The organism is Streptomyces sp. HPF1205, from assembly GCF_020400825.1.
Taxonomy (GTDB): Bacteria; Actinomycetota; Actinomycetes; order Streptomycetales; family Streptomycetaceae; genus Actinacidiphila.
Genome location: NZ_JAINVH010000015.1, coordinates 101,485 through 121,905, shown reverse-complemented (window position 1 = coordinate 121,905; position 20,421 = coordinate 101,485). Strand labels below are relative to the sequence as shown.

21 protein-coding genes and 1 tRNA gene are annotated in these 20,421 nt (G+C 73.2%); 14 read left to right on the top strand and 8 right to left on the bottom strand.

Annotation, left to right across the window (positions count from 1 at the left end):
* Positions 1 to 109: 109 nt before the first annotated feature.
* The 4 genes from K7G61_RS19055 (at position 110) to K7G61_RS19040 (ending at position 2,672) form a co-directional block, all read left to right on the top strand.
* Positions 110 to 316, top strand: coding sequence for a hypothetical protein (locus tag K7G61_RS19055; RefSeq protein ID WP_225848084.1), 207 nt, complete (start codon positions 110 to 112; stop codon positions 314 to 316).
* Positions 317 to 340: 24 nt separating this feature from the next.
* Positions 341 to 1,306: an acyl-ACP desaturase gene (locus tag K7G61_RS19050; RefSeq protein WP_225848083.1), complete on the top strand. Its 966-nt coding sequence runs from the start codon at positions 341 to 343 to the stop codon at positions 1,304 to 1,306.
* A 125-nt stretch (positions 1,307 to 1,431) separates the two neighbouring features.
* The gene (locus K7G61_RS19045; protein WP_225848082.1) at positions 1,432 to 1,821 is read left to right on the top strand and encodes a BlaI/MecI/CopY family transcriptional regulator; all 390 of its coding nucleotides are present in this window, start codon (positions 1,432 to 1,434) and stop codon (positions 1,819 to 1,821) included.
* A 284-nt stretch (positions 1,822 to 2,105) separates the two neighbouring features.
* A complete protein-coding gene (locus tag K7G61_RS19040) occupies positions 2,106 to 2,672 on the top strand; it encodes a Uma2 family endonuclease (RefSeq protein ID WP_225848081.1) in 567 nt (188 codons plus the stop codon).
* Between the two features lie 115 nt (positions 2,673 to 2,787).
* Here the strand turns inward: K7G61_RS19040 and K7G61_RS19035 are convergent, their stop codons facing one another.
* Both K7G61_RS19035 and K7G61_RS19030 read right to left on the bottom strand, forming a co-directional pair.
* Positions 2,788 to 4,188, bottom strand: coding sequence for an ATP-binding protein (locus K7G61_RS19035; protein ID WP_225848080.1), 1,401 nt, complete (start codon positions 4,186 to 4,188; stop codon positions 2,788 to 2,790).
* 26 nt (positions 4,189 to 4,214) lie between these two features.
* Complete coding sequence (locus K7G61_RS19030) at positions 4,215 to 4,886, bottom strand: response regulator transcription factor (RefSeq protein WP_225848079.1); 672 nt, start codon at positions 4,884 to 4,886, stop codon at positions 4,215 to 4,217.
* A 168-nt stretch (positions 4,887 to 5,054) separates the two neighbouring features.
* Between K7G61_RS19030 and K7G61_RS19025 the strand changes: the two genes are divergently transcribed.
* The 5 genes from K7G61_RS19025 (at position 5,055) to K7G61_RS19005 (ending at position 9,167) form a co-directional block, all read left to right on the top strand.
* The gene (locus K7G61_RS19025) at positions 5,055 to 5,723 is read left to right on the top strand and encodes a DUF4956 domain-containing protein (RefSeq protein ID WP_225848078.1); all 669 of its coding nucleotides are present in this window, start codon (positions 5,055 to 5,057) and stop codon (positions 5,721 to 5,723) included.
* On the top strand, positions 5,720 to 6,589 hold the full coding sequence (locus K7G61_RS19020; RefSeq protein WP_225848077.1) for a polyphosphate polymerase domain-containing protein: 870 nt from the start codon (positions 5,720 to 5,722) through the stop codon (positions 6,587 to 6,589). Before K7G61_RS19025 ends, K7G61_RS19020 begins: the two co-directional genes overlap by 4 nt.
* Positions 6,586 to 7,599, top strand: coding sequence for a phosphatase PAP2 family protein (locus K7G61_RS19015; RefSeq protein ID WP_225848076.1), 1,014 nt, complete (start codon positions 6,586 to 6,588; stop codon positions 7,597 to 7,599). Before K7G61_RS19020 ends, K7G61_RS19015 begins: the two co-directional genes overlap by 4 nt.
* 188 nt (positions 7,600 to 7,787) lie before the next feature.
* Positions 7,788 to 8,414, top strand: coding sequence for a DedA family protein (locus K7G61_RS19010; RefSeq protein WP_225848075.1), 627 nt, complete (start codon positions 7,788 to 7,790; stop codon positions 8,412 to 8,414).
* A gap of 171 nt (positions 8,415 to 8,585) precedes the next feature.
* Entirely contained in the window at positions 8,586 to 9,167 is a 582-nt protein-coding gene (locus K7G61_RS19005) for a hypothetical protein (RefSeq protein ID WP_225848074.1), read from the top strand.
* Between the two features lie 52 nt (positions 9,168 to 9,219).
* Here the strand turns inward: K7G61_RS19005 and K7G61_RS19000 are convergent, their stop codons facing one another.
* Positions 9,220 to 9,486, bottom strand: a complete 267-nt coding sequence (locus K7G61_RS19000) for an FG-GAP repeat domain-containing protein (protein WP_374204173.1) — start codon at positions 9,484 to 9,486, stop codon at positions 9,220 to 9,222.
* 345 nt (positions 9,487 to 9,831) lie between these two features.
* Positions 9,832 to 11,442 (bottom strand): M48 family metallopeptidase, encoded by a 1,611-nt coding sequence (locus K7G61_RS18995; protein WP_225848072.1) that lies wholly within the window; start codon positions 11,440 to 11,442, stop codon positions 9,832 to 9,834.
* Between the two features lie 408 nt (positions 11,443 to 11,850).
* On the opposite strand from K7G61_RS18995, the gene K7G61_RS18990 reads away from it, so the two are divergent.
* Complete coding sequence (locus K7G61_RS18990; protein ID WP_374204164.1) at positions 11,851 to 12,132, top strand: hypothetical protein; 282 nt, start codon at positions 11,851 to 11,853, stop codon at positions 12,130 to 12,132.
* A gap of 85 nt (positions 12,133 to 12,217) precedes the next feature.
* Complete coding sequence (locus K7G61_RS18985; RefSeq protein ID WP_225848071.1) at positions 12,218 to 12,595, top strand: DUF6193 family natural product biosynthesis protein; 378 nt, start codon at positions 12,218 to 12,220, stop codon at positions 12,593 to 12,595.
* A gap of 132 nt (positions 12,596 to 12,727) precedes the next feature.
* On the opposite strand, the gene K7G61_RS18980 is transcribed toward K7G61_RS18985, so the two are convergent.
* A tRNA-Thr gene (locus tag K7G61_RS18980) sits at positions 12,728 to 12,801 on the bottom strand.
* A gap of 211 nt (positions 12,802 to 13,012) precedes the next feature.
* Between K7G61_RS18980 and K7G61_RS18975 the strand changes: the two genes are divergently transcribed.
* From K7G61_RS18975 to K7G61_RS18965, 3 genes are all read left to right on the top strand, one after another.
* Positions 13,013 to 14,134 (top strand): ABC transporter ATP-binding protein, encoded by a 1,122-nt coding sequence (locus K7G61_RS18975; protein WP_225848070.1) that lies wholly within the window; start codon positions 13,013 to 13,015, stop codon positions 14,132 to 14,134.
* Positions 14,135 to 14,319: 185 nt separating this feature from the next.
* Positions 14,320 to 14,745, top strand: a complete 426-nt coding sequence (locus K7G61_RS18970) for a hypothetical protein (protein ID WP_225848069.1) — start codon at positions 14,320 to 14,322, stop codon at positions 14,743 to 14,745.
* 274 nt (positions 14,746 to 15,019) lie between these two features.
* A complete protein-coding gene (locus K7G61_RS18965) occupies positions 15,020 to 15,775 on the top strand; it encodes a nucleotidyltransferase family protein (protein ID WP_225848068.1) in 756 nt (251 codons plus the stop codon).
* Positions 15,776 to 15,880: 105 nt separating this feature from the next.
* Here the strand turns inward: K7G61_RS18965 and K7G61_RS18960 are convergent, their stop codons facing one another.
* The 3 genes from K7G61_RS18960 to cysS form a co-directional block, all read right to left on the bottom strand.
* Complete coding sequence (locus K7G61_RS18960) at positions 15,881 to 17,656, bottom strand: DoxX family protein (RefSeq protein WP_374204172.1); 1,776 nt, start codon at positions 17,654 to 17,656, stop codon at positions 15,881 to 15,883.
* Positions 17,657 to 17,897: 241 nt separating this feature from the next.
* Positions 17,898 to 18,860: a 23S rRNA (guanosine(2251)-2'-O)-methyltransferase RlmB gene (gene rlmB / locus K7G61_RS18955; protein WP_225848066.1), complete on the bottom strand. Its 963-nt coding sequence runs from the start codon at positions 18,858 to 18,860 to the stop codon at positions 17,898 to 17,900.
* A 125-nt stretch (positions 18,861 to 18,985) separates the two neighbouring features.
* Positions 18,986 to 20,377 (bottom strand): cysteine--tRNA ligase, encoded by a 1,392-nt coding sequence (gene cysS, locus K7G61_RS18950; protein WP_225848065.1) that lies wholly within the window; start codon positions 20,375 to 20,377, stop codon positions 18,986 to 18,988.
* Positions 20,378 to 20,421 lie beyond the last annotated feature (44 nt).

Below are 20,421 nucleotides of genomic sequence, written 5' to 3'. Positions count from 1 at the left end.
CGAACCCGCCCCCGCGGAAGCGGCGGTCACCAGGGGCTCGGCCCTCCCGTCTTTCTACATGACGTAGTAGCTTGTCGGGGATCCGTTCCGGCCCCGATGGAGCCCGTCCATGCCGTCCGTCCTCCCCCACCACCTCCTCGCGGCCGGAGTGGGGATCGCCGTCCAGTGCCTGGCCGTGGTCCTGCCGTTCGCCGCGGGGGCCTGGACCGCGGCGATGCGCTCGCCCGGCACGCGCCGCCGGGCCGGCCCGGCCGGCTGGGTACTCGCCGTCGCCCTGTACCTGCTCGCCCTGGCCGTCGCATACGTGGCGGCCTGACCCCGACTCTGCCCTGGAGCTTTCGTGACCCCTACCTCCCCGTACCTGTCCCGTCCCGGCGCCCGGAGCGACACGTCGCTCCTGTACGCACTGGAGGAGGTCGCGGAGCGCGAGCTGAACCGGCACCTCGCGGCGGCCAGGGAGTGGATGCCGCACGAGTACGTGCCCTGGAGCGAGGGCCGCGACTTCGACGGCGTGATGGGCGGCGAGGCGTGGGCGCCGGAGCAGTCCAAGGTCTCCGAGGTCGGCCGGATCTCCCTGGTGGTCAACCTGCTCACCGAGGACAACCTGCCCAGCTACCACCACGAGATAGCCACCGTCTTCGGCCGCGACGGCGCCTGGGGCACCTGGGTGCACCGCTGGACCGCCGAGGAGGGCCGGCACGCCATCGTGATGCGCGACTACCTGCTGACCAGCCGCGCGGTCGACCCCGTCGAGCTGGAGCGGTTCCGGATGCGGCACATGTCCGACGGGTTCGAGCACGACCACCGGCACAGCATGCTCCACTCGGTGGCGTACGTGGCCTTCCAGGAGCTCGCCACCCGCGTCTCGCACCGCAACACCGGCCGGGAGTCCGGCGATCCGGTGTGCGAGCGGATGCTCGCCAGGATCGCCACCGACGAGAACCTGCACATGGTCTTCTACCGCAACCTGCTGGCCGCGGCCCTCGACCTGGCCCCCGACCTGGCGCTGGCCGCCGTGCGGGACGTGGTGGCGGGCTTCCGCATGCCCGGGCACGGCATGCCCGGCTTCGAACGGGCCGCGGCCCGCATCGCCCTCGGCGGGATCTACAACCTGCGGATCCACCACGACGACGTACTGATGCCGGTGCTGCGCCACCTGAAGGTGCTGGAGCGCGACGGGCTCGGCCCCGAGGGACTGCGCGCCCAGGAGGAACTGGGGCTGTTCATGGGCGGGCTCAACGAGCAGGCGGCGCGCTTCGACGAGAGGCGCGCCGCCCTGCTCGCCCGCCGCGCGGCCCGCGCCTGACCGGCGGGGCCCGCGCCCCGGATACGGGGACCCCTGCCCTCCCCCGAAGCACCGGCCGGTTGTCCGCGGCTCGCAGTAGCTTGAGACGGTCGGCGTGCGCCGGCGGCGGAGGGAGGAGATGCCGGGTGGGGGAAGGAAGCGACCGGCAGGAGCATCGGCGGCGGGCGAGGGGCGAACTGGAGGCGGAGGTGCTGGCCGCCCTGTGGGCGGCCGGCGGGCCGGTGACCGCGGCCGCGGTCCAGGAGAACGTGACCGGCGCCGCGTACACGACCGTACTGACCATCATGACCCGCCTGCGCGACAAGGGCCTGGTCACCCGGCGGCGGCAGGGCCGCGGCCACGTGTACGCGCCCGTGCACGACCGGGCCGGGCTCGCCGCCGCGGGCATGCGCTCCCTGCTGGACGAGGGCGGGGACCGCGCGGCGGTGCTCGCCCGCTTCGTGTCGGAGCTGTCCGCGGAGGACGAACGGCTGCTGGAGCGGTTGCTGCACGGCCAGTCGCCCGACGAGGGGTGAGCCGCGCCCCGGCCGGCCCTGCGGGCCCTGGCCCCTGCGGAACCCGTGGACCCGCGAACGTGCCCAGAGCTGGGCGGACGCCCGGAACAACCCGCACGAGGGCATCGTCGTCGGCGGCCACCGCCTTCCGCGGGTCCACGTTCCCAACCCTCCCCCGGCGGAACCCCGGGTCGCGCCGCGGCCCCGTACCCAGCGGAATTCGACAGCGCGGCCCGCGCGCGGGCCAGGGGTAACCTGATCTCAGCGCCGTCGGGTCCATCGACCTTGATCAGGGGAGGCACACCATGGCCGCGGAGATGGTCGCCCCCGCGTGGATGCACGCCCAGATCACGGCCGAGCAGTACGAGTCCTGGTCCGAGGAGCAGTGCGCGGGTATCGAGATCGTGGACGGGATGGTCGTCGTGAGTCCCAGTGCTTCCAAACGGCACAACCGGCTCGCCCGCATCCTGGCGAACGCCCTGGACGCCGCCGCCGGTCCGGACTGGAACGCGGACACGGACTTCGACGTCCGACTGCAGGACGTGCCGCTCACCAACCGCCGGCCCGACGTCGTCGTCTACCGCGCGGACACCATCGACGTCACGCCGACCCGTCCCGAACACGTCCTGCTGGTCGTCGAGGTGGTCTCACCCGGTTCCGAGACCACCGACCGGCTCGTGAAAGTCGACCAGTACGCGAAGGCCGGGATCCCCTTCTACTGGCGGGTCGAGCAGGTTCCCACCGGCGTCACCCTCGTGTACACGTACCTTCTCGATCCGGCCGGCAGGGTCTATCGCGACGGCGAGGTGTTCACCGGCGTCGTCAACGCTGTGGCGCCTTTCGCTGTGGAGGCCGACCTCGGCGTCACCTGAGTCCGGGGCCGCACGTCCTGAGCGCGGCCACCGTGATCCCACGCCGCACCGACCGCTACGAAACCGCGGCACTGACGGTTGTTCGCGGTCGGCGACAGCTAAGGCCCCGCCGGCGTCAGAATGAGCCCTGAGCCGTGCAGGGGATGTCGAGGGTGACGACGGCGCCCTCGGGGCCGTTCTCGGCGTGGGCGGTGCCGCCGTGGGAGGTGGCGACGGCGGCGACGAGGGCCAGGCCGAGACCCGAGCCGGGGCTGGTACGGCCAGGGGCCGCGCGGCTGAACCGGTCGAAGGCGTGGGGGAGGAAGCCGGGCGGGAAGCCGTCGCCCCGGTCGGCCACCGACAGGCGCAGCCGGCCGTCGCGGGCGGTGGCGGTGATGCGTACGGGGCCGGCGGCGTGGCGCAGGGCGTTGTCGACGAGGTTGTCCAGGGCGGGCCGTATCCAGCGGGGGTCGATCCGGACGATGGTGCCGGGGTCGGCGGTGACGTCGTACGTGACGGCGCGGTGCGCGCGTGCGGCCGCCGCCCGGTGCCGGTCGGCGGTGGACCGGAGCAGGTCGGCGAGGTCCACCAGGACGGGGGCGACGCGCCCTTTGCCGCCGAGTTCCTCAAGGTCGAGGAGGGCGTTGGACAGGTCGATCAGGCGCTGTACCTCGGCGTCCACGGCGGTGAGGGTCGCGGTGAGTTCGGCGGCGGTCCTTGGGCGGTGCAGGGCGACGTCGAGTTCGGCCCGCAGGAGGGTCAGCGGGGTGCGCAGCTCGTGGCTGGCGTCGGCCAGGAAGCGGCGTTCGCGGTCGGCGGCGGCCTGGAGCCGGTCGAGCATGCCGTTGAGGGTGTGGCCGAGGCGGGTCAGTTCGTCGTCGCGGTCGGCGGGTACGGGCAGCCGGGCCCCGGCGGTGTGGCCGGCGAGGTCGGCGGCGCTGCGGCGGTAGCGTTCGACCGGGTCGAGGGCGGCGCGCGCCACCCTGTATCCGACGAGTGAGGACGCCAGCAGGGTCAGCCCGGCCGCGATGGCGAGCTGGGCGAGGAGTTCACGCAGCGCCTCGTCGCGGTGGCCGCGTCCCATGGCGGCGACGACGACCAGGGGCCGGCCGCCCGAGCGCGTACCCGTGGCCCGTACCCGCAGCGCGGCGGGGTCGGCGGGCAGCAGGGCGCCGACGTCGCGCCGGACCGTGCCGCCACGGCCGACGGCGGCGAGGTCGGCGGCCGTCAGCAGGCGCTCTCCCCTCAGGTCCGGGCTGGCCCGCACGATCCGTCCGCCGGGCGTCAGGACCTGGTAGGCGCTCGCGGCCGGGCCGCGCGGTACGGGGCCGTGGTCGGACAGGGCACGCGTGACGTCGGTGCCGTAGGCCGTCAGGTCACCGTCGAGCTGCCGGTCGAGGGCGAACTCGACCCGCCAGTAGACGAACCCCGCCGCCACGGTGAGCACGAGGGTCATGACGGCGGCGACCGCGAGCACCAGGCGCAGCACGATCGGGACCCGCCGAAGCGGCCGCAGGCGGACCCTGGCGGCGCGCATCGCGGCACCCCGCAGCGCCGACGGTGTCATGCCGAGGTTTCGAGCCGGTAGCCGACGCCCCGGAGCGTGGAGATGGAGGCACGGCCGAAGGGCCGGTCGACCTTGGCGCGCAGCCGCGAGATGTGGACGTCGATCGCGTTGCTGCGGATGTCGGGTTCACCGTCCCACACCTCCTGCAGCAGCCTCGCCCGCCCGATGACCCGGCCGGGCTCCTCCATCAGGACCCGCAGGATCGCGAACTCGCGCCGGGACAGGTCGAGTTCGGCTCCCGCGCGCCACGCGCGGTGACGCTCCAGGTCGAGGACGAGATCCTGTACGGCCAGCAGGCCGGTCGCGGGCGGACGGCGCCGGGTGACAGCCCGCAGCCGGGCGTGCAGTTCGTCCATCGCGAAGGGCTTGACGAGGTAGTCGTCGGCTCCGGCGTCCAGCCCGGCGATACGCTCGGGGACGGTACCGCGGGCGGTGAGCAGCAGCAGCGGCAGGTCGTTGCCCTCCTGGCGCAGGCGCGCGCACAGCTCGGTGCCGTCCATGCCGGGGAGCATCACGTCCACCACGGCGGCGTCCAGGCGCGGGTCGCGCGCGGCCCGCAGGCCGGCTTCCCCGTCGTGGCGGGCTTGGGCGGTGTACCCGCATTCGCCGAGGTAGCGGACTATCAGCTCCGCCAGACGGATCTCGTCCTCCACGACCAGGATGCGCACCGATGAAGGATAGACGGCCGCGTCCGGCGGCCCGCCGCGGACGCCGGACGCCGGACGCCGGCAGTTCATGCTCCCTTCATGCGGAACATCTAGCGTTCGCCACCTCGCGGTACCCGCGCCCGGATCACCCGGCGGTCACGGCGCGCCGCAGAGGGAGGGAAAGACCTCGTGGATCACCAGGCGGTACTGCTCGCGGCGAGCGGGTCGGCCGGGCAGTCGGCTGTGGGCGACCTGATCTCCCGGGCGGGCGTGAACACGCTGACGGTCCTGCTGCTGGTGGGCTGGCTGTACCGGCGGCGCAAGGCGGCGCCGGAGATGCCGATGGTGCTGACCGCGCTGAATCTGGGCCTGTTCGCGGCGATGACCACGATCAGCGCGGGCAAGTTCCCGGCCGGTGTCGGATTCGGCCTGTTCGGCATCCTGTCGCTGGTACGGCTGCGCAGCGCCGCCTTCACCCTGCGCGACGTCGCCTACACCTTCCTGGCCCTGGTGATCGCCCTGACCGGCGGGCTGCCGGAGCGCGGCTTCCCGATGGTGGCCGGGATCGACGCCGCGCTGCTGGTCATGGTGCTGATCGTGGACGACCCGCGTTCCCACCCCTGTACGCGGATGATGCGTGTGACGCTGGACCGGCTCTACTCCCGGCCGGAGGACATCCGAGCCGACGTCATACGCCGTATGGCCGTCGAACCCCTGTCGGTGACCGTGGACGACGTGGATTACGTACGGGAGACGACCCGGGTGACCGTGCTCTACGCGGTCGACGACCCCGCACCGCCGGCAGCCTCCACGGACGACGCGGACGAGTCGTCGCCCGAGCGGGAGCTGATCGCGTGACCCCGGCCACACTTCGCGGGGCCGCCCCCGACATGACGGCCGGGCTGCTCGGCGCGGACCTGCTCGGCGCGGACCTGCTCGGCGCGGACCTGCTGGAAGGCGCCACTCTGGCGGAGGTCGACCGGGCCGCCGCCCTGCAGCACCGCACCGACCGCAAGTACCTGCTGCCCGTGGCCGCCGCGGCCCGGCTGGTGTCGCAGCTCGCGCCCACCCACCGGGTGCTCGACCTCGACGGGCGCCGCAGCACCTCCTACCGGAGCGTGTACTTCGACACCCGCGGCCTCGCCGCCTGGCGCGGCCACGCCCAGCGGCGCCGCAAACGCTGGAAGGTGCGCACCCGCCTCTACGTCGAGGACGGCCTGTGCCGGACGGAGGTCAAGACCAAGGACGGGCGCGGCGCCACGGTCAAGCACTCCCTCACCGTGCCGGGCACAGCCCACGGAACCCTCGACCGCGAACAGGCCCGCTTCATCGGCGGGATCCTCGCCCGCGAGGCGATCGCGCACCGGGCCGACGCCCTCGTTCCCACCGCTGACGTGCGCTACCGCCGCATCGCTCTCGCCGACCTGACCGCCGGCACCCGCGTCACCCTCGACAGCGAACTGACCTTTCACCGCGAGAACCTCACCGCGTCCCTCGCCCCCGGCTGGGTGCTCGTGGAGACCAAGGGCACCCCCCGCCCGGCACCCGCCGACCGGCTGCTGCACCGCCTCGGCGCCCGCGAGGTCTCCGTGAGCAAGTACGTCACCGCGCTGGCGCTGCTCGTCCCCGGCCTGCCCGACAACGACGTACGCCGCCTGGCCCGCACCCACTTCACCCGCAGCGCCCCGGCTGCCGGCGCCACCATCACGGAGCCCACCCGATGAACCCGCCCAGGACCCGGCGCCGCATCCCCGCGCGCTACGTGGCCGTCACCGTCGTCGCCGCCCTCGCCGCGAGCGCGGGCATCGTCGGTCCCGCGGTCGGTCTCGACGTCGGCGCCAAGAAGTCGGCCGCCCGGAAGATCCAGGCCGACCCGCCCCCGCCCCTGTTCAGCGACGCCGACACGGCCCCGATCGCCGCCGCGCTCGCGGCCCAGCAGCGCGTCGCCGACCGTCTCATCGCCCAGTGGCAGGCCGCCCACGGCACCACCCGCGACGACACCGCCTTCACCGCCTGGGCCGAGGCACAGATCCCCAGGCCACCCAGCGGCGCCGAACACACCGCGGAACTGCGCCAGGACCAGGACCTCGCACGCCATCGCACCTCCGCCGGCGTCAGCGCCGCCACCTGGCTGGAGATCCACGGCAAGAAGGACATCTGGAAGATGTACGCCAAGGACCAGGGCGACCTGCTGCCGAAGGCCGCCGCGTCCGCGGACAAGTCACGGCTCAAGGCCGCCATGAAACTCGCCGGCACCCTGACCAAGACCCTGGCCGCCAAGTACGCCTCCCCCGCGCCGTACGTCCAGGACCCAGCGCTGCGCCCCGACAAGAAGATCACTCCCGGGCAGCCATGCCCCTGCTCCTACCCCTCCAAGCACGCCGCCCTGTCCGCCGCGGCCGCCACCGTGCTCACCCAGGCCGCACCCCGGCAGGCCGCGGAATACCGCTGGATGGCCGCCCAGGTCGTCTACTCCCGCCTCTACATGGCCGGCCACTTCCGCGGCGACGTCCTCGCCGGGGCCCTCCTCGGCGACCTCGTCGGCGACTACAGCCTTCTCACCGCCGGCCTCCGCCTGCCCACCACAGCGGCCACTCCGCCGGTGGCCACCGAGCCTCCCCCCGCCACACCGGCCCCCCGCCCGTCACCCACATCCCGCACGGCCGACCGCCCGGCCGTGCCGCGCACGACCGCCACCCCGACCGCCACCCCGGCCGGGCCCGGGCACGGCTGACCGCGAAGGCCCCTCCTCGCGCGTGCCGTCCCGCTGCTCCCCGGCGGGCACACGGGACAGCCGTCGCGAAACCCGGTCCGGCCGACGCGGCCGGAGCGGGAACGACCCGCGCGCCCGTGCGTTGTCCAAAGAGAGGAGCGCGGCGATCCGTCCCGCCTTCCCCGTCTCACGGAAGGGGTGACCGCCCGATGAGCGCACCCCCTCTTCCCGGCGTGCTGGGCGATCTGGCACCGGTGCTGAACCACTGGGGCTACTGGGCCGTGGGCGGCCTGGTGCTGGTGGAGGACTTCGGCGTCCCGGCGCCCGGCGAGACCGTCCTGATCGCCGCGGCCCTGTACGCCGGGGCGGGGCGGCTGAACATCGTCGCCGTCATCGTGATCGGATTCCTGGCCGCGACAGCCGGGGACAACATCGGCTACCTCATCGGCAGGACCGGAGGCCGCCCCCTGGTCCTGCGGTACGGGAGGTACGTCCTGCTCACCCCGGAGCGGTTCGAGAAGGCCGAGCGCTTCTTCACCCGCCACGGCGGGAAGGTCGTCGTGATCGCGCGCTTCGTCGAGGGGCTGCGCCAGGCCAACGGCATCATCGCCGGCGCCACCCGTATGCCCTGGCGCCGCTTCCTGGCCTTCAACGCCCTCGGCGCGGCCTTGTGGGTCGGCCTGTGGGCCGGTCTCGGATACGCCGCGGGCGACCACATCGCCACCGTGTACAGAGAGGTCAACCGCTACTCCCTGTACCTGCTCGCGGTCGTGGTTCTGCTCGCCGCCGCCCTGGTCGTCCGCACCCTGCTCCGCCGCCGGGCCCAGCACCCCTGAGCGCGCTGAACGAGCGGGAGGGATCGGCCTCCGGCACCGGTGATCCCGCGCGGGTTCGTGATCGGCGGCTGCGCCGGTGCTTCCTCGCAGGCCCCTCGCAGGCGGTGCCGTGCACTCCCGGTCCCGATAAGAGGTGGCCCGCGCCCCGTGCCATGCCTCACAGTTCACGGCGTGGCAGACACGGAACCCACTGACGACGAGACGCCGGAGGGGCTGCTGGGCTGGTGCCTGGTGGCCAACGTGGCGCGGGAGACCGCACGCGGGGAGAGCGGCCTCGACATCCAGCACGGCACGAAGCACTTCCGCGTAGGCGCCCTGCTGTGGATCCCGCCCATGCGCTGGGACCCCGGCTGGGGCCGCTGGCACGCGGTCGGGCGGCACAGAGGCAACAGCCGCCGGTACGTCACCATGGTCGTGCGCGCGGACGACCTGGAGAACTTCCGCGTCAAGGGTGTCTACAGCGAGGCCCTCGTCCGGAGCCTCAACGGCCGGGACCACGACCCGGCCGCCCCGCGGACCCTGCAGAACCCGTGGACCCGCGAACGTGCCCAGAGCTGGGCGGACGCCCGGAACGACCCGCACGAGGGCATCGTCGTCGACGGCCACCGCCTTCCGCGGGTCCACGTTCCCAACCCTCCCCCGGCCGAACTCCAGGTCGGCGGCGAGATCCTGCACCTCGCCTTCTACGGCCCGAGAGGCCCCCACTACAGCCGCATGCCGCCTCCGGTCGAATGGGTCCCCGACGAGCCCTGAGCCCACCTTCCAGGACGATCCCGAGCGCGGCCGTTCGGCCGCGGGGTACGGGTCACAACAACGCCTTGTAGGTCTGCCAGCCCCTGCCGATCCTCACGCGCGGCGCGAACAGCCCGTCGGCCAGGCCGCTGTAGCGCCAGAGATCGCCGTTCTTGTCGCGTGCGACGAGGTCGTTGAGACCGTCGTTGTTCAGGTCGCCCACGCCCACCAGGGCGTTGTAGACGTTCCAGCCGCCGCCGATGCGCCGGCGGGCGGCGAGGTGGCCGTGGCCGTCGCTGAGGTAGCGCCACAGCACTCCGGATTTGTCACGGGCGACCAGGTCGTCGTTGCCAGCCGGCTGGTCGGCCGGCGACAGGTCGTGGACGCCGGCGATCAGGTCGTAGTTCTGGTAGCCGTAACCGATCCCGACGCGCGGGGCGAAGACGCCGGAGGCGGAAAGGCGCCGGGCGGTTCGCGGAACCCGGCCGAGCCGTACCGGTACCGATCACGGCGGTTTCAGCAGGCCGCGCAGGCCCCGTGAAGTGACGCAGTGGGCACGGCGGTTGGCCTGACCGGCCGTACCGGGGTCTCCGGACGCCGCCTGCCGACGCGCGGTGGTCCGGGCGGTCCCCCGCGTTCAGCGTTGGGGCAGCGCTGGGGCAGCGTTGGGACAACCCGCCCGTGGTCACGCGGAGATACGGTCGCCGCCGGCGAGCAGCGCGCGCAGGGGCGCGGTGTCGGGTTCGTCGGCGACGGCAGCGTCGAGGGCATCGTCCATGTTCTTCTCCCACGCCTCCGGCAGGGCGAGTCCCGGCTGCCCCGACCACGCGATGTCCGGGGATGCCTGTCCGGCCTCGGCGAGGCACAGATGGACCATGCCCGCGAGACCGTCGAAGATCCTGGGCCGGATGAAGTTGCGGGCCGACGACCCGGTCAGCCGCGCCGCCTGTGGCGGCTTGGGCATGCGGTCCGCGACCGCCATCCACAGCAGGCCGCGGTCGAACGCGTCGAGTACCTCCCCCATGCCGGGCAACTCGTCGTCGGCCACCTCCTCGACAGGTGCGTTCCGGCGTACGGGAGCCGCCGCGTCCGCGCCTCGGGCCTCCGCGCGCAGGGCTCGGGCCACGGCGAGCCGCAGCGGCCGTGACCAGCCCTCGGCGTCGGCGACCGCGCGGGCCATGACGAGGCCGGCCCAGCTCACGCGCCGCAGCTCCGCGGCCTCCCGCGGCAGCGTGCGCGCTTCGAGGTCGGCGAACACCCGGTCCGGCTCACGCAGCAGGGTGAGCGCGGGCGGCTCGTCGGCCGGCCCGTCGGTTCCGCTGTCCGCCGGCAGCTTCTCGATCAGCGCGATCCGTTCGGCGATCGGCGGGTGCGAGTCGTACCGGTGCGGCCGCGGCGGACGACGTCCCGCGGACAGCGCGGCGAGCCGCTCGCCCTCCTGCGCGGCGAGCAGTCGCCGGAAGCCGCCATGCACCTCGCCCACGGGCGGCAGCGCCCCGACGGGCCCGCCCATGCGGGCGTACGTCTCCATGTAGTAGGTGTGCGCGGCCTCGATCACCGGAAGGGCCCGCAGCGCGGCCACCGTCGCGTCACGGCCCGCGTGCCGGGCCGCCACCTGGTCGGCGGCGAACTCCTGGTGGCGGGCCACGGACTGCGAGGTGCGCAGGAACATCCGCGCGTAGCCGACGTACAGGGCGCCGACCGCGTGATGCAGCCGAGTGCTGCCCTTCCCCAGCACCTTCACCGTGTGCAGCACCGCCTCCCGGCCGCGCATGGTGACACCGCCGAGCCGGGTGTCGAGGTTGCCGTAGTGCCCGAACTCGTGGGCCAGGACGGCACGCACCTGCGATACGGTCAGCCCGGCCATCAGCGGCAGGCCGAGCAGCATACGGCGCCGCCCGGGCAGCAGCCCCAGCAGCCGGCTCTGCTCGGCGACCCCCGCGTTGACCCTGGCGACCAGGTAGAGCTCGTCGGGCGGCCGCTCTCCCGTCACCTCGGCTGCCGCGGACACCAGTTCCCACAGATCGGGCTGGTCGTGCGGGGTGACCTGCACCGCGTGCGGCAGCGGACCCAGACGCCCGGCCCGCAGAAACGCGACCATGCCCCGCACGATGGCCAGCGCGAGCAGAACGGTGACCGTCAGGATCGTGCCCTCGAACCAGGCCGCCTGGGCAGTGAACAGCCGGGTCACCAGCAGCCAGTCGAGCACCGCCAAGGCCGCCAGCAGAACGAGGCCCATCACGTGGAAACCCGCGAGCAGCACAAGCGCCCTGACGGCGCGCAGCCGGAACGTCATCTTCCCCCCACAGGACTCGCCGGCCCGACCGGGCCGGCGACGCTCGCGGGATCCTACCGCCGGCCCCGGCACGCGACTGCGCCGTCATCCCTGCCGGCGGCGGCAGACGCCCACCCACCAGGGCGATCCACCTGGACTCCCCATACATCACCTGGCCCACACGGGATCCACCCGCAAACAGGGCCACATGCGATCACGCCGACGAACTCCGTCCCATGCCCTGCTGAAGACCTCGCCGTCGCTCCGAATGCCGCGAGGCTGCGCTTACGGTCAGCGGCCGGCAGGTGGTCCGGGCCGCATCACCACCGCCCTTGTACGGGCCTGGCGCGGTCGGCTGCTGGCGGCCGGGGTCGGCGAACGACCGTCGTCAAGGCGTACGAACTCCTGCGGACCGTCCTGAACACCGCCGTGGACGACGAGTTGATCCGCAGCAACCGATGCCGCATCAAGGGCGCCGACCGCTACGACGTGCCCGAGCGGCCCGTCCTCACCGTGCCAGAGGTCTACACCGTCGCTGACGCCATCGGGCCCCGGTACCGGCTCCTCGTACTCCTGGCGGCGTTCACCACACTCCGGTTCGGGGAGCCGGCGTCACTCCGGCGCAAGGACGTCGACCTCACGGGCCGCGTGGGCGCCGTGATCAGGGACGCGGCACCTGAAGACAGCCCGCCGCAGCGTCGCGGCGCCTGAACAGCAACCGCACTGCGTCCGGGCCGGTCGAGGTTCTTCCTCGGTACTGGCCCGGTTCGCGTGCGTCCAGGGCCAAAATGCCGGTGTGACCGGGACAGAACCATCGACGAGCGTCGTTGAGGCAGCGTGGCAAAAGGTGCTGAGCTCCGATCGGATCGACCACGAATTGGCGGAGGCGGCCTACGCCGAACCCCGGCTCCGCCAGCTCTTCCCGTGGTCCGGCATGTGGGAACTGCACTTCAGCCGGTGCACCGAGCACCCGCCCACCTGGGATATCCCGTACATTGCCCCACTCAAGGGCGGCGGCTTCCTCGTTGCGGGTCCGTCCCGGGCGGAGGTCGTCGGGCCCGCGCCGACGGTGGAAGCAGCCGTGGCCATGGTGGTCGAACGCCTGCCTCCGCGGTGCGGGCCGGCCTTCCTCGGGAACCGCCACGAACTGGCCGCTTCCGAGGAGAGCCGCTGACGCACGCGGGCCCCGCCGGGGGTCCGCGTGCCATCCGGCTCGGGCCGCACACTGGCAGCAAGTGGCACGCCCGTGATCACGAGACAGGGCCAGGTTCGGGGAATCACACCCCTGACCTGGCCCTGATGCGTGAGCCCCCTGTCGGGTTCGAACCGACGACCCCCGCTTTACAAGAGCGGTGCTCTGGCCAGCTGAGCTAAGGAGGCGCATGTGCAGTGTAGCGGGGTCGGGGTGGGAGGGGGGTGGGGAAATTCGCGGGGGGAGGCTGGTGACAAGGGGCGTTCCGGCAGGTAGCGTCACCGGCAGTGCCGCTCGCCGTGGACTGGACCAGTGGTCCGGGTCACATGGCGGGGGCGGCGCACTCCTTTACTCGGATCGTCCGGCACGTTCCTGCCGGTGGAGGGACTGCACACAGTCATGGCAACTGTCACGTTCGACAAGGCGACCCGGATCTACCCGGGTGGCGACAAGCCCGCGGTGGACGGGCTGGACATCGAGGTCGGGGACGGCGAGTTCCTCGTCCTGGTGGGCCCCTCGGGGTGCGGCAAGTCGACCTCGCTTCGCATGCTGGCGGGGCTGGAGGACGTCAACTCCGGGGCGATCCGGATCGGTGAGCGGGACGTCACGCACCTGCCGCCCAAGGACCGGGACATCGCGATGGTGTTCCAGAACTACGCGCTGTACCCGCACATGACGGTCGCCGACAACATGGGCTTCGCCCTGAAGATCGCCGGCGTCAACAAGGTGGAGATCCGCAAGCGCGTCGAGGAAGCGGCGAAGATCCTCGACCTGACCGAGTACCTCGGCCGCAAGCCCAAGGCACTGTCCGGTGGTCAGCGGCAGCGTGTCGCGATGGGCCGGGCCATCGTCCGCGAGCCGCAGGTGTTCCTCATGGACGAGCCGCTGTCGAACCTCGACGCCAAGCTGCGCGTGCAGACCCGTACCCAGATCGCGAGCCTGCAGCGCCGGCTCGGCGTCACCACCGTGTACGTGACGCACGACCAGGTCGAGGCCATGACCATGGGCGACCGCGTCGCGGTGCTCAAGGACGGCATCCTGCAGCAGGTCGACAGCCCGCGGAACATGTACGACCGGCCGGCCAACCTCTTCGTCGCCGGCTTCATCGGCTCGCCCGCGATGAACCTCGTCGAGGTCCCGATCATCGACGGCGGCGTGAAGTTCGGCAACGCCGTGGTCAACGTGGCCCGTGACGCCGTCCAGGCCGCCGCCAACAAGGGCGACAGGACCGTCACGGTCGGCGTCCGCCCCGAGCACTTCGACATCGCCAACGGCAACAGCAGCGCCGCCCTGTCCAAGGACGCCCCCGCGGGCCTGGCCGTCACCGTCAACGTGGTCGAGGAGCTCGGCGCCGACGGTTACGTCTACGGCACCGCCGAGGTCGGCGGCGAGTCCAAGGACCTGGTCATCCGCGTCGGCGGCCGCCAGATCCCGGACAAGGGCGCGGTCCTGCACGTCGTCCCGCGGGCCGGCGAGACCCACGTCTTCTCCACCTCCACCGGCGAGCGCCTGAGCGACTGAGTAGCTGAGTAGCTGAGCAACTGACGTCCGGCCGCTGGCAGCAGCCGGTACAGCAGCGGTACGAAAGCGATGGGCGGGTACGTAATGGTACGTACCCGCCCATCGCTGTGCCGTATCCAAGGCGCTTTCCCTCGTAAGGGTGACTAAATGTCGCCAAATCACTACCAGTCGCTACCATCCCATGCGTGAACCAGGTAGCACGCCGTCTCGGCAAGACACTCGCGCTCGTTCTTCCGGTCGTTCTCGTCCTGTCGGGAACGCTCGCCGTCACCCGCGTCCCATGGGCCGTCTCGTCGTCGGACGCGCAGGTACTGACCGCCTCCGCCAAGAGCCCGGCCGAGGTCGCGGCGACAGCCGCCAAGGCCCCCCAGGAGGCGTTGCGCCGCCAACTGCTCGCCGAACTCCAGGCGAAGGACCCGGGGGTGGCCCTCACCGACCTGCAGATCGCCATGGCCCGGCACCCCTCCCTGTCCGGCTACTGCTTCTCCATCGCCCGCTCCCTCGGGCGCGCGGCCGTCGCGAAGTACGCCGGCTCGATCCAGCGGGCGCAGCGCTGGTCGCGCCCGGTGTGCGACACGGCCTTCGCGACCGGCGTCGCCTCCGTGGGGTGACGGCAGGCGCGGCGGCGGCCTGTACGCCCGTGTCGCGCCTGGCCGCTCTACGCCCGTGTCGCGCCTGACGGCCTCTACGCCCGTGCCGCGGCCGGCCGCCTCTACGCCCGTGCCGCGGCCGATGTGACGGTCGGCCCCTCACGGCCGGGGCGTGACGGCCCGCCGGGCGCCGGGCGCCGACCGCCGGGCGCCGGAGGGGGACCGGCCCCTCCGGCCGGGCACCCGTACGCCTGTCGCCGACGCCCGCCCGCCCCCGTCGCATAAGGTGCGCTGCATGACGCGCGCCGACCACCACCCCGCCACTCCCCACGACGTCAGCCCGGTCACGCAAGCCGTCCTTTTGGCCGGCGGGCAGGGGTCGCGGCTGCGGCCCTACACCGACGACCGGCCCAAGCCGATGGTGGAGATCCCCGGCACCGGGACGCCGATCATCGGCCACCAGCTGGCCTGGCTGGCCGCAGAGGGCGTCACCGACGCCGTGGTCTCTTGCGGGCACCTGGCCGAGGTGCTCCAGGAGTGGCTGGACGCCACCCCGCTGCCGCTCAACGTCACCACGGTCGTCGAGCACGAGCCGCTGGGCCGCGGCGGCGGTCTGAAGTATGCGGCCGCCTCGCTGCCGCGCCCCGACGAGCCCTGGTACGCCACCAACGGCGACATCTGGACCCGCTTCTCGCTGCGCGACATGGCCGCCTTCCACGAGGAGCGGGACGCCACCGCCACGATCGCGCTCGCCCGGCCGCGTATCCCCTGGGGCGCGGTGGAGACCAACGAGTTCGGCCAGGTGCTGGACTTCATCGAGGCCCCGCTGTCGCCGTACCTCATCAACGCGGGCGTCTACGTCTTCGCGCCCGAGTTCACCGGGCTGCTGCCGGATCTCGGCGACCACGAGCGCACGACCTTCCCGCGGCTGGCCCGCATGCGCCGGCTGGCCGGCTACCCCATTCCCCAGGGCGCCTACTGGCGGGCCATCGACACCGCCAAGGACCTCACCGAGGCCGCCAGGGAGCTCGGCATCCGCAAGGAGATCTGAGAGGCGGCGAGCGGCCGGTACGGGAACCTGGGAGACCGGCGGCGTACCGACGCGGCGGCCCGTACCGGGGAGGGATCGGTACGGGCCGCCGCTGTCCAGGAGGAGTTACGCCATACCCGCCGGGTTCCCCTGGCGGCGCGGGGACATCCCGAGCAGCAGGCCGGTCGGTGAGTGGCTGCCGAGCAGGCCGCCGATCGCGCCCTGGGTCGGCTTGGCGGACGGCTCCGGCTGGGAAGGCTGCTGGGCCGGGGGCGCGGACGGGGTCTGCGGGTGGTGGGTGCCGCCGCCCGAGCCGGAGTTCGTGCCTCCTCCCGCGGAGGTGCCGCCCGAGGTCCCGGACGAGGTGCCGTACGAGGGCGGGGAGCCGGCCGGCCGGGTGGGGCCCGAGGAACCGGTCGAGGAGGGCGAGCCGCCCGTGCCCGTGGCCGGGGTGGCGGACGGCGTACGGCCCGCGGGCTTGCGGTGCTTGACCGGGGAGGTCGCCTCGCCGGTCGGGCGGGGTGAGCCGCCGGGCTCGATGCCTCCGGAGGCGGAGGGCAGCGGAACACCCGGCAGGTTGTTGGTGGGTACGACGGTGGGGTCGCCGCCGTCGTGGCGGACGGGGGTGCTGGCGCGCACGGCGGCGCCCAGCAGTGATCCCACCACCAGCGTCAGGCCGATGATGACGGCGGCCAGGACGCTGCCGCGGCGCAGCACCCGGCGGCGCAGGTCCCACAGCGAGACCCGGGGGCCGAGCCGCCGCCAGGCGTCGCCGGCGAGGTGGCCGTCAATGGAGTAGACGGGGGCGCCCGCGATGACCAGGGGGCTCCAGGCGGCCAGGTAGATGAAGTGCGGGGCATCGTAGACGGGGACGGTCCGCCAGCTCACCGTGACCAGCAGGGCGATGGACAGGCTCGCGCCGAACACGGCCGCGACCCGCTGCCACAGGCCGAGGACGGTGAGGACGCCCACCACGATCTGGAGGAACGCGATGCTGAGCCCGGCACCGACCGGGTGGTGCAGCGCCGCCTCGCGCAGCGGCTCGGCGAGCGGCCAGGGGTGCAGCGAGGTCAGCCAGGTGACCATGGAGCCGCGCCGGCCGCCGTCGAAGTAGACCCGGTCGCACAGCTTGCCCATGCCGGCGTAGATGCAGACGAAGCCGAGGAAGACGCGCAGCGGCAGCAGCACGATGCCCAGGTTCATCCGGCGGCCGGGGTACCAGGCGTGCCGCACGGGCTCCCCGCGGCGGTTGCGCGACGAGCGCTCCTCGCGCTCCTCGCCGTGCGAACCGGCGTCCGCACCGTACGTGCCGTCTCCCAGGCCGCCGCCCGGGCCGCCGCCCGGCCCGTCGTACGCACCGCCCTCGGCATCGGGCCCCGTGAAGCCGGGCGGCTCCGGCTCGTAGGCGCTGCCGGTCGGGCGCATGCCGCTGAGCAGCCGGGTGGGCTCGTGCGCGGGACGCTGGCCGACGACGGTGGGCAGCGGCGGGAGGACGGCCGTCTCGTCGACCCGCGGCAGCACCTGGGTGGCGGCTCCCCTGCCGAGGTCCTCGCCCGGCGCACCGTCAACGCCTCCCGCGCCGCCCGAGCCGGCCCGGCGCACCGCCCGCAGCAACTCACCCGCGAGGGGGTCGCCCGGCCGCGAGCGCCCGGACCACACCAGGGGCGCCTGCCTGCGCCGCCCGGCGGCGGAATTTGAACCCGAGCCCGCACCTGACCGCGAACCGGCACCGGCGACAGCACCGGCACCCCTCGCCCCCGCGGAGGCGAGGGCGGCCGCCACCACGGGCAGCTTCCTGGTGTCGTCGAGGCCGAGCGCACGCGCCGAAGCCGCGCCGAGCTGCACGCGGAAGCTCGCGTGATTGACGATGACCTGGGCAGGATCGCTCGGCACCCGAGGCATGGTCAGCACGCGCTCGTCGTATCCGGGCGCCCCTCCCCCCGTGGGAGTGCGGGGTGTTCTGGTGTCCACACTCATCTAACCGAGTGACAGGGGATTAGGACACTGGGTTGGTTGACGTTGACGCTCAGCGACCAGGGGAACAGGTGTGCGCCGCCGTCTCACATGTCCGCGGGCGCGCGCCCGCGGCTGTGACGCCGGCACGCGCGCCCCCTGGCGTCAGCAAGGAGCACGCCCCTCGGCGTCAGCGCGCGCGGCGCCGGGACGCCTCGTACAGCACGACGCCGGCCGCCACGCCCGCGTTGAGGGACTCGGCGGCGCCGCCCGGCATGGGGATGCGCACCCGCAGGTCGCAGGTCTCGCCGACCAGCCGGGACAGGCCCTTGCCCTCGCTGCCGGCGACGATCACCACGGGGCCGTCGAGCACTTCGAGGTCGCGCAGCTCCACGTCGCCGTCGGCCGCGAGGCCCACGACGGTGAGCCCGGCCTTCTGGTACGCCTCCAGGGCGCGGGTGAGGTTGGTGGCACGGGCCACCCGCACCCGGGCCGCCGTACCCGCGGACGTCTTCCACGCGCCCGCGGTCATCCCGGCCGCCCGGCGCTCGGGCACCACCACGCCGTGGCCGCCGAAGGCGGCGACCGAGCGGACGACGGCGCCAAGGTTGCGGGGGTCGGTGACCCCGTCGAGCGCCACGATCAGCGGGTCCTCACCCTGATCCGCCGCAAGGGCGACGAGGTCGTCGGGGTGCGCGTACTCGTACGGCGGGATCTGCAGCACCAGGCCCTGGTGGTTCAGGCCCGCGGTGAGGCGGTCCAGTTCCGGGCGCGGGGCCTCCAGCAGCGGCACCCCGTGGTCGCCGGCGAGCCTGACCGCTTCACGGACCCGGTCGTCGTTGTCGATGAACTGCTGGACGTAGACGGCGGTCGCCGGGATCTCGGCGCGCAGCGCCTCCACCACCGGGTTGCGGCCGACGACGAGTTCCGCGGTGTCCTTGGCACCGCGCCCGGAGGGGCGCCGGGACTGGGCGGACACGCCCCGCTTGGCCTGGGCGGCCGCCGCCCGGTACTTCTTGTGGCCCTTGCGCATCTCGGCGGGCGGCGTCGGGCCCTTGCCCTCCAGGGCCCTGCGCCGCTGCCCGCCGCTGCCGACCGTCGCGCCCTTCTTGTTGCTGGTACGGCGGTTCCTGCGCTGGCTGTTGCCGGCCATGGGGCACTCTCACTTCTTCGGTCTGGCGGTCGGACGGTGCGGTGACCGTCCGGGGCGGTCGGGAACGGGCGGTCCGGACACGGGAACGGGAACGGGAACAGGGACGGGGGACGCGGACGGCTGCGTCACCCGCGCAGCGTCCACCGCGAACCGGTCGGCGTGTCCTCGATCTCCAGACCGGCCTGGACGAGCTGGTCGCGGATCGCGTCGGCGGTCCCGTAGTCCTTGCGGGCCCGTGCGGACTGGCGCTGTTCGAGCACCATGCCGACCAGGCTGTCCACGACACCGTGCAGGTCGTCGCCGCGGTCCGCGCCCGTCCAGTGCGGGTCGAGCGGGTCGAGGCCCAGTACTGCGAGCATCGCACGAACCTCGGCCAGACGTGCGACCGCGGTCTCCTTGTCGTCCGCGGACAGCGCGCTGTTGCCCTGCCGTACGGTGGTGTGCACGACGGCGAGCGCCTGCGGCACCCCCAGGTCGTCGTCCATGGCCTCGGCGAACGCGGGCGGCACCTCGGCGGCCGGCTCGACCGGGCCCGCCTTCTCCACCACGCGCTGCACGAAGCCCTCGATCCGCGCGAACGCCGCCTCGGCCTCGCGCAGCGCCTCCTCGCTGTACTCGATCATCGACCGGTAGTGCGGGGTGCCCAGGTAGTAGCGCAGCACGACGGGTCGCCAGTGCCGGACCATGTCGGCGACCAGCACCGAGTTGTCGAGCGACTTGCTCATCTTCTCGCCGCTCATGGTGACCCAGGCGTTGTGCACCCAGTACCGGGCGAACTCGTCTCCGTAGGCCCGGGCCTGGGCGATCTCGTTCTCGTGGTGCGGGAAGATCAGGTCGATGCCGCCGCCGTGGATGTCGAAGGCGCTGCCCAGGTACTTGTGGGCCATGGCCGAGCACTCCAGGTGCCAGCCGGGCCGGCCGCGGCCCCAGGGGGTCTCCCAGGACGGCTCGCCGGGCTTGGCCGCCTTCCACATGGCGAAGTCCCGCTGGTCCCGCTTGCCGGTCTCGCCCTCGCCCTCGGGCTGCAGCAGGTTCTCCAGCTCCTGGTTGGACAGCTCCAGGTAGCGGTCGTACGAGCGCACGTCGAAGTAGACGTTGCCGTCCACGGCGTAGGCGTGGCCGCGCTCGATGAGGCCCCGCATCATCTCGATCATCTCGGGCACGTGGCCGGTCGCGCGGGGCTCGTAGGTGGGCGGCTGGCAGCCGAGGACGTCGTAGCCCGCGTTGAACGCGCGCTCGTTCTCGTAGCCGATGGCCCACCACGGGCGGCCCTGCAGCGCGGACTTGGCGATGATCTTGTCGTCGATGTCCGTGACGTTGCGGACGAAGGTGACGTCGTAGCCGCGGTAGCGGAACCACCGCTGCATGATGTCGAAGTTCAGCCCCGACCTGATGTGGCCGATGTGCGGGGCGGCCTGCACGGTCGCGCCGCACAGGTAGATCGAGACGCAACCCGGCGTGAGCGGGACGAAGTCACGGACCTGGCGCGCGTTGGTGTCGTACAGGCGAATAGTCACGACACCAGGGTAGTGGGCGGCGGCCCGTGCCTTGCGCGGAAGCC

Coding starts and splice junctions, on each gene's coding strand:
- K7G61_RS19015 (WP_225848076.1), top strand. CDS start 6,586: ATGAACCCGCCCAGGACCCGGCGCCGCATCCCCGCGCGCTACGTGGCC.
- K7G61_RS19055 (WP_225848084.1), top strand. CDS start 110: ATGCCGTCCGTCCTCCCCCACCACCTCCTCGCGGCCGGAGTGGGGATC.
- K7G61_RS19035 (WP_225848080.1), bottom strand. CDS start 4,188: ATGCGCGCCGCCAGGGTCCGCCTGCGGCCGCTTCGGCGGGTCCCGATC.
- K7G61_RS18995 (WP_225848072.1), bottom strand. CDS start 11,442: ATGACGTTCCGGCTGCGCGCCGTCAGGGCGCTTGTGCTGCTCGCGGGT.
- K7G61_RS18960 (WP_374204172.1), bottom strand. CDS start 17,656: ATGCCTCGGGTGCCGAGCGATCCTGCCCAGGTCATCGTCAATCACGCG.
- rlmB (WP_225848066.1), bottom strand. CDS start 18,860: ATGGCCGGCAACAGCCAGCGCAGGAACCGCCGTACCAGCAACAAGAAG.
- K7G61_RS18965 (WP_225848068.1), top strand. CDS start 15,020: ATGACGCGCGCCGACCACCACCCCGCCACTCCCCACGACGTCAGCCCG.
- K7G61_RS19040 (WP_225848081.1), top strand. CDS start 2,106: ATGGCCGCGGAGATGGTCGCCCCCGCGTGGATGCACGCCCAGATCACG.
- K7G61_RS18975 (WP_225848070.1), top strand. CDS start 13,013: ATGGCAACTGTCACGTTCGACAAGGCGACCCGGATCTACCCGGGTGGC.
- K7G61_RS19010 (WP_225848075.1), top strand. CDS start 7,788: ATGAGCGCACCCCCTCTTCCCGGCGTGCTGGGCGATCTGGCACCGGTG.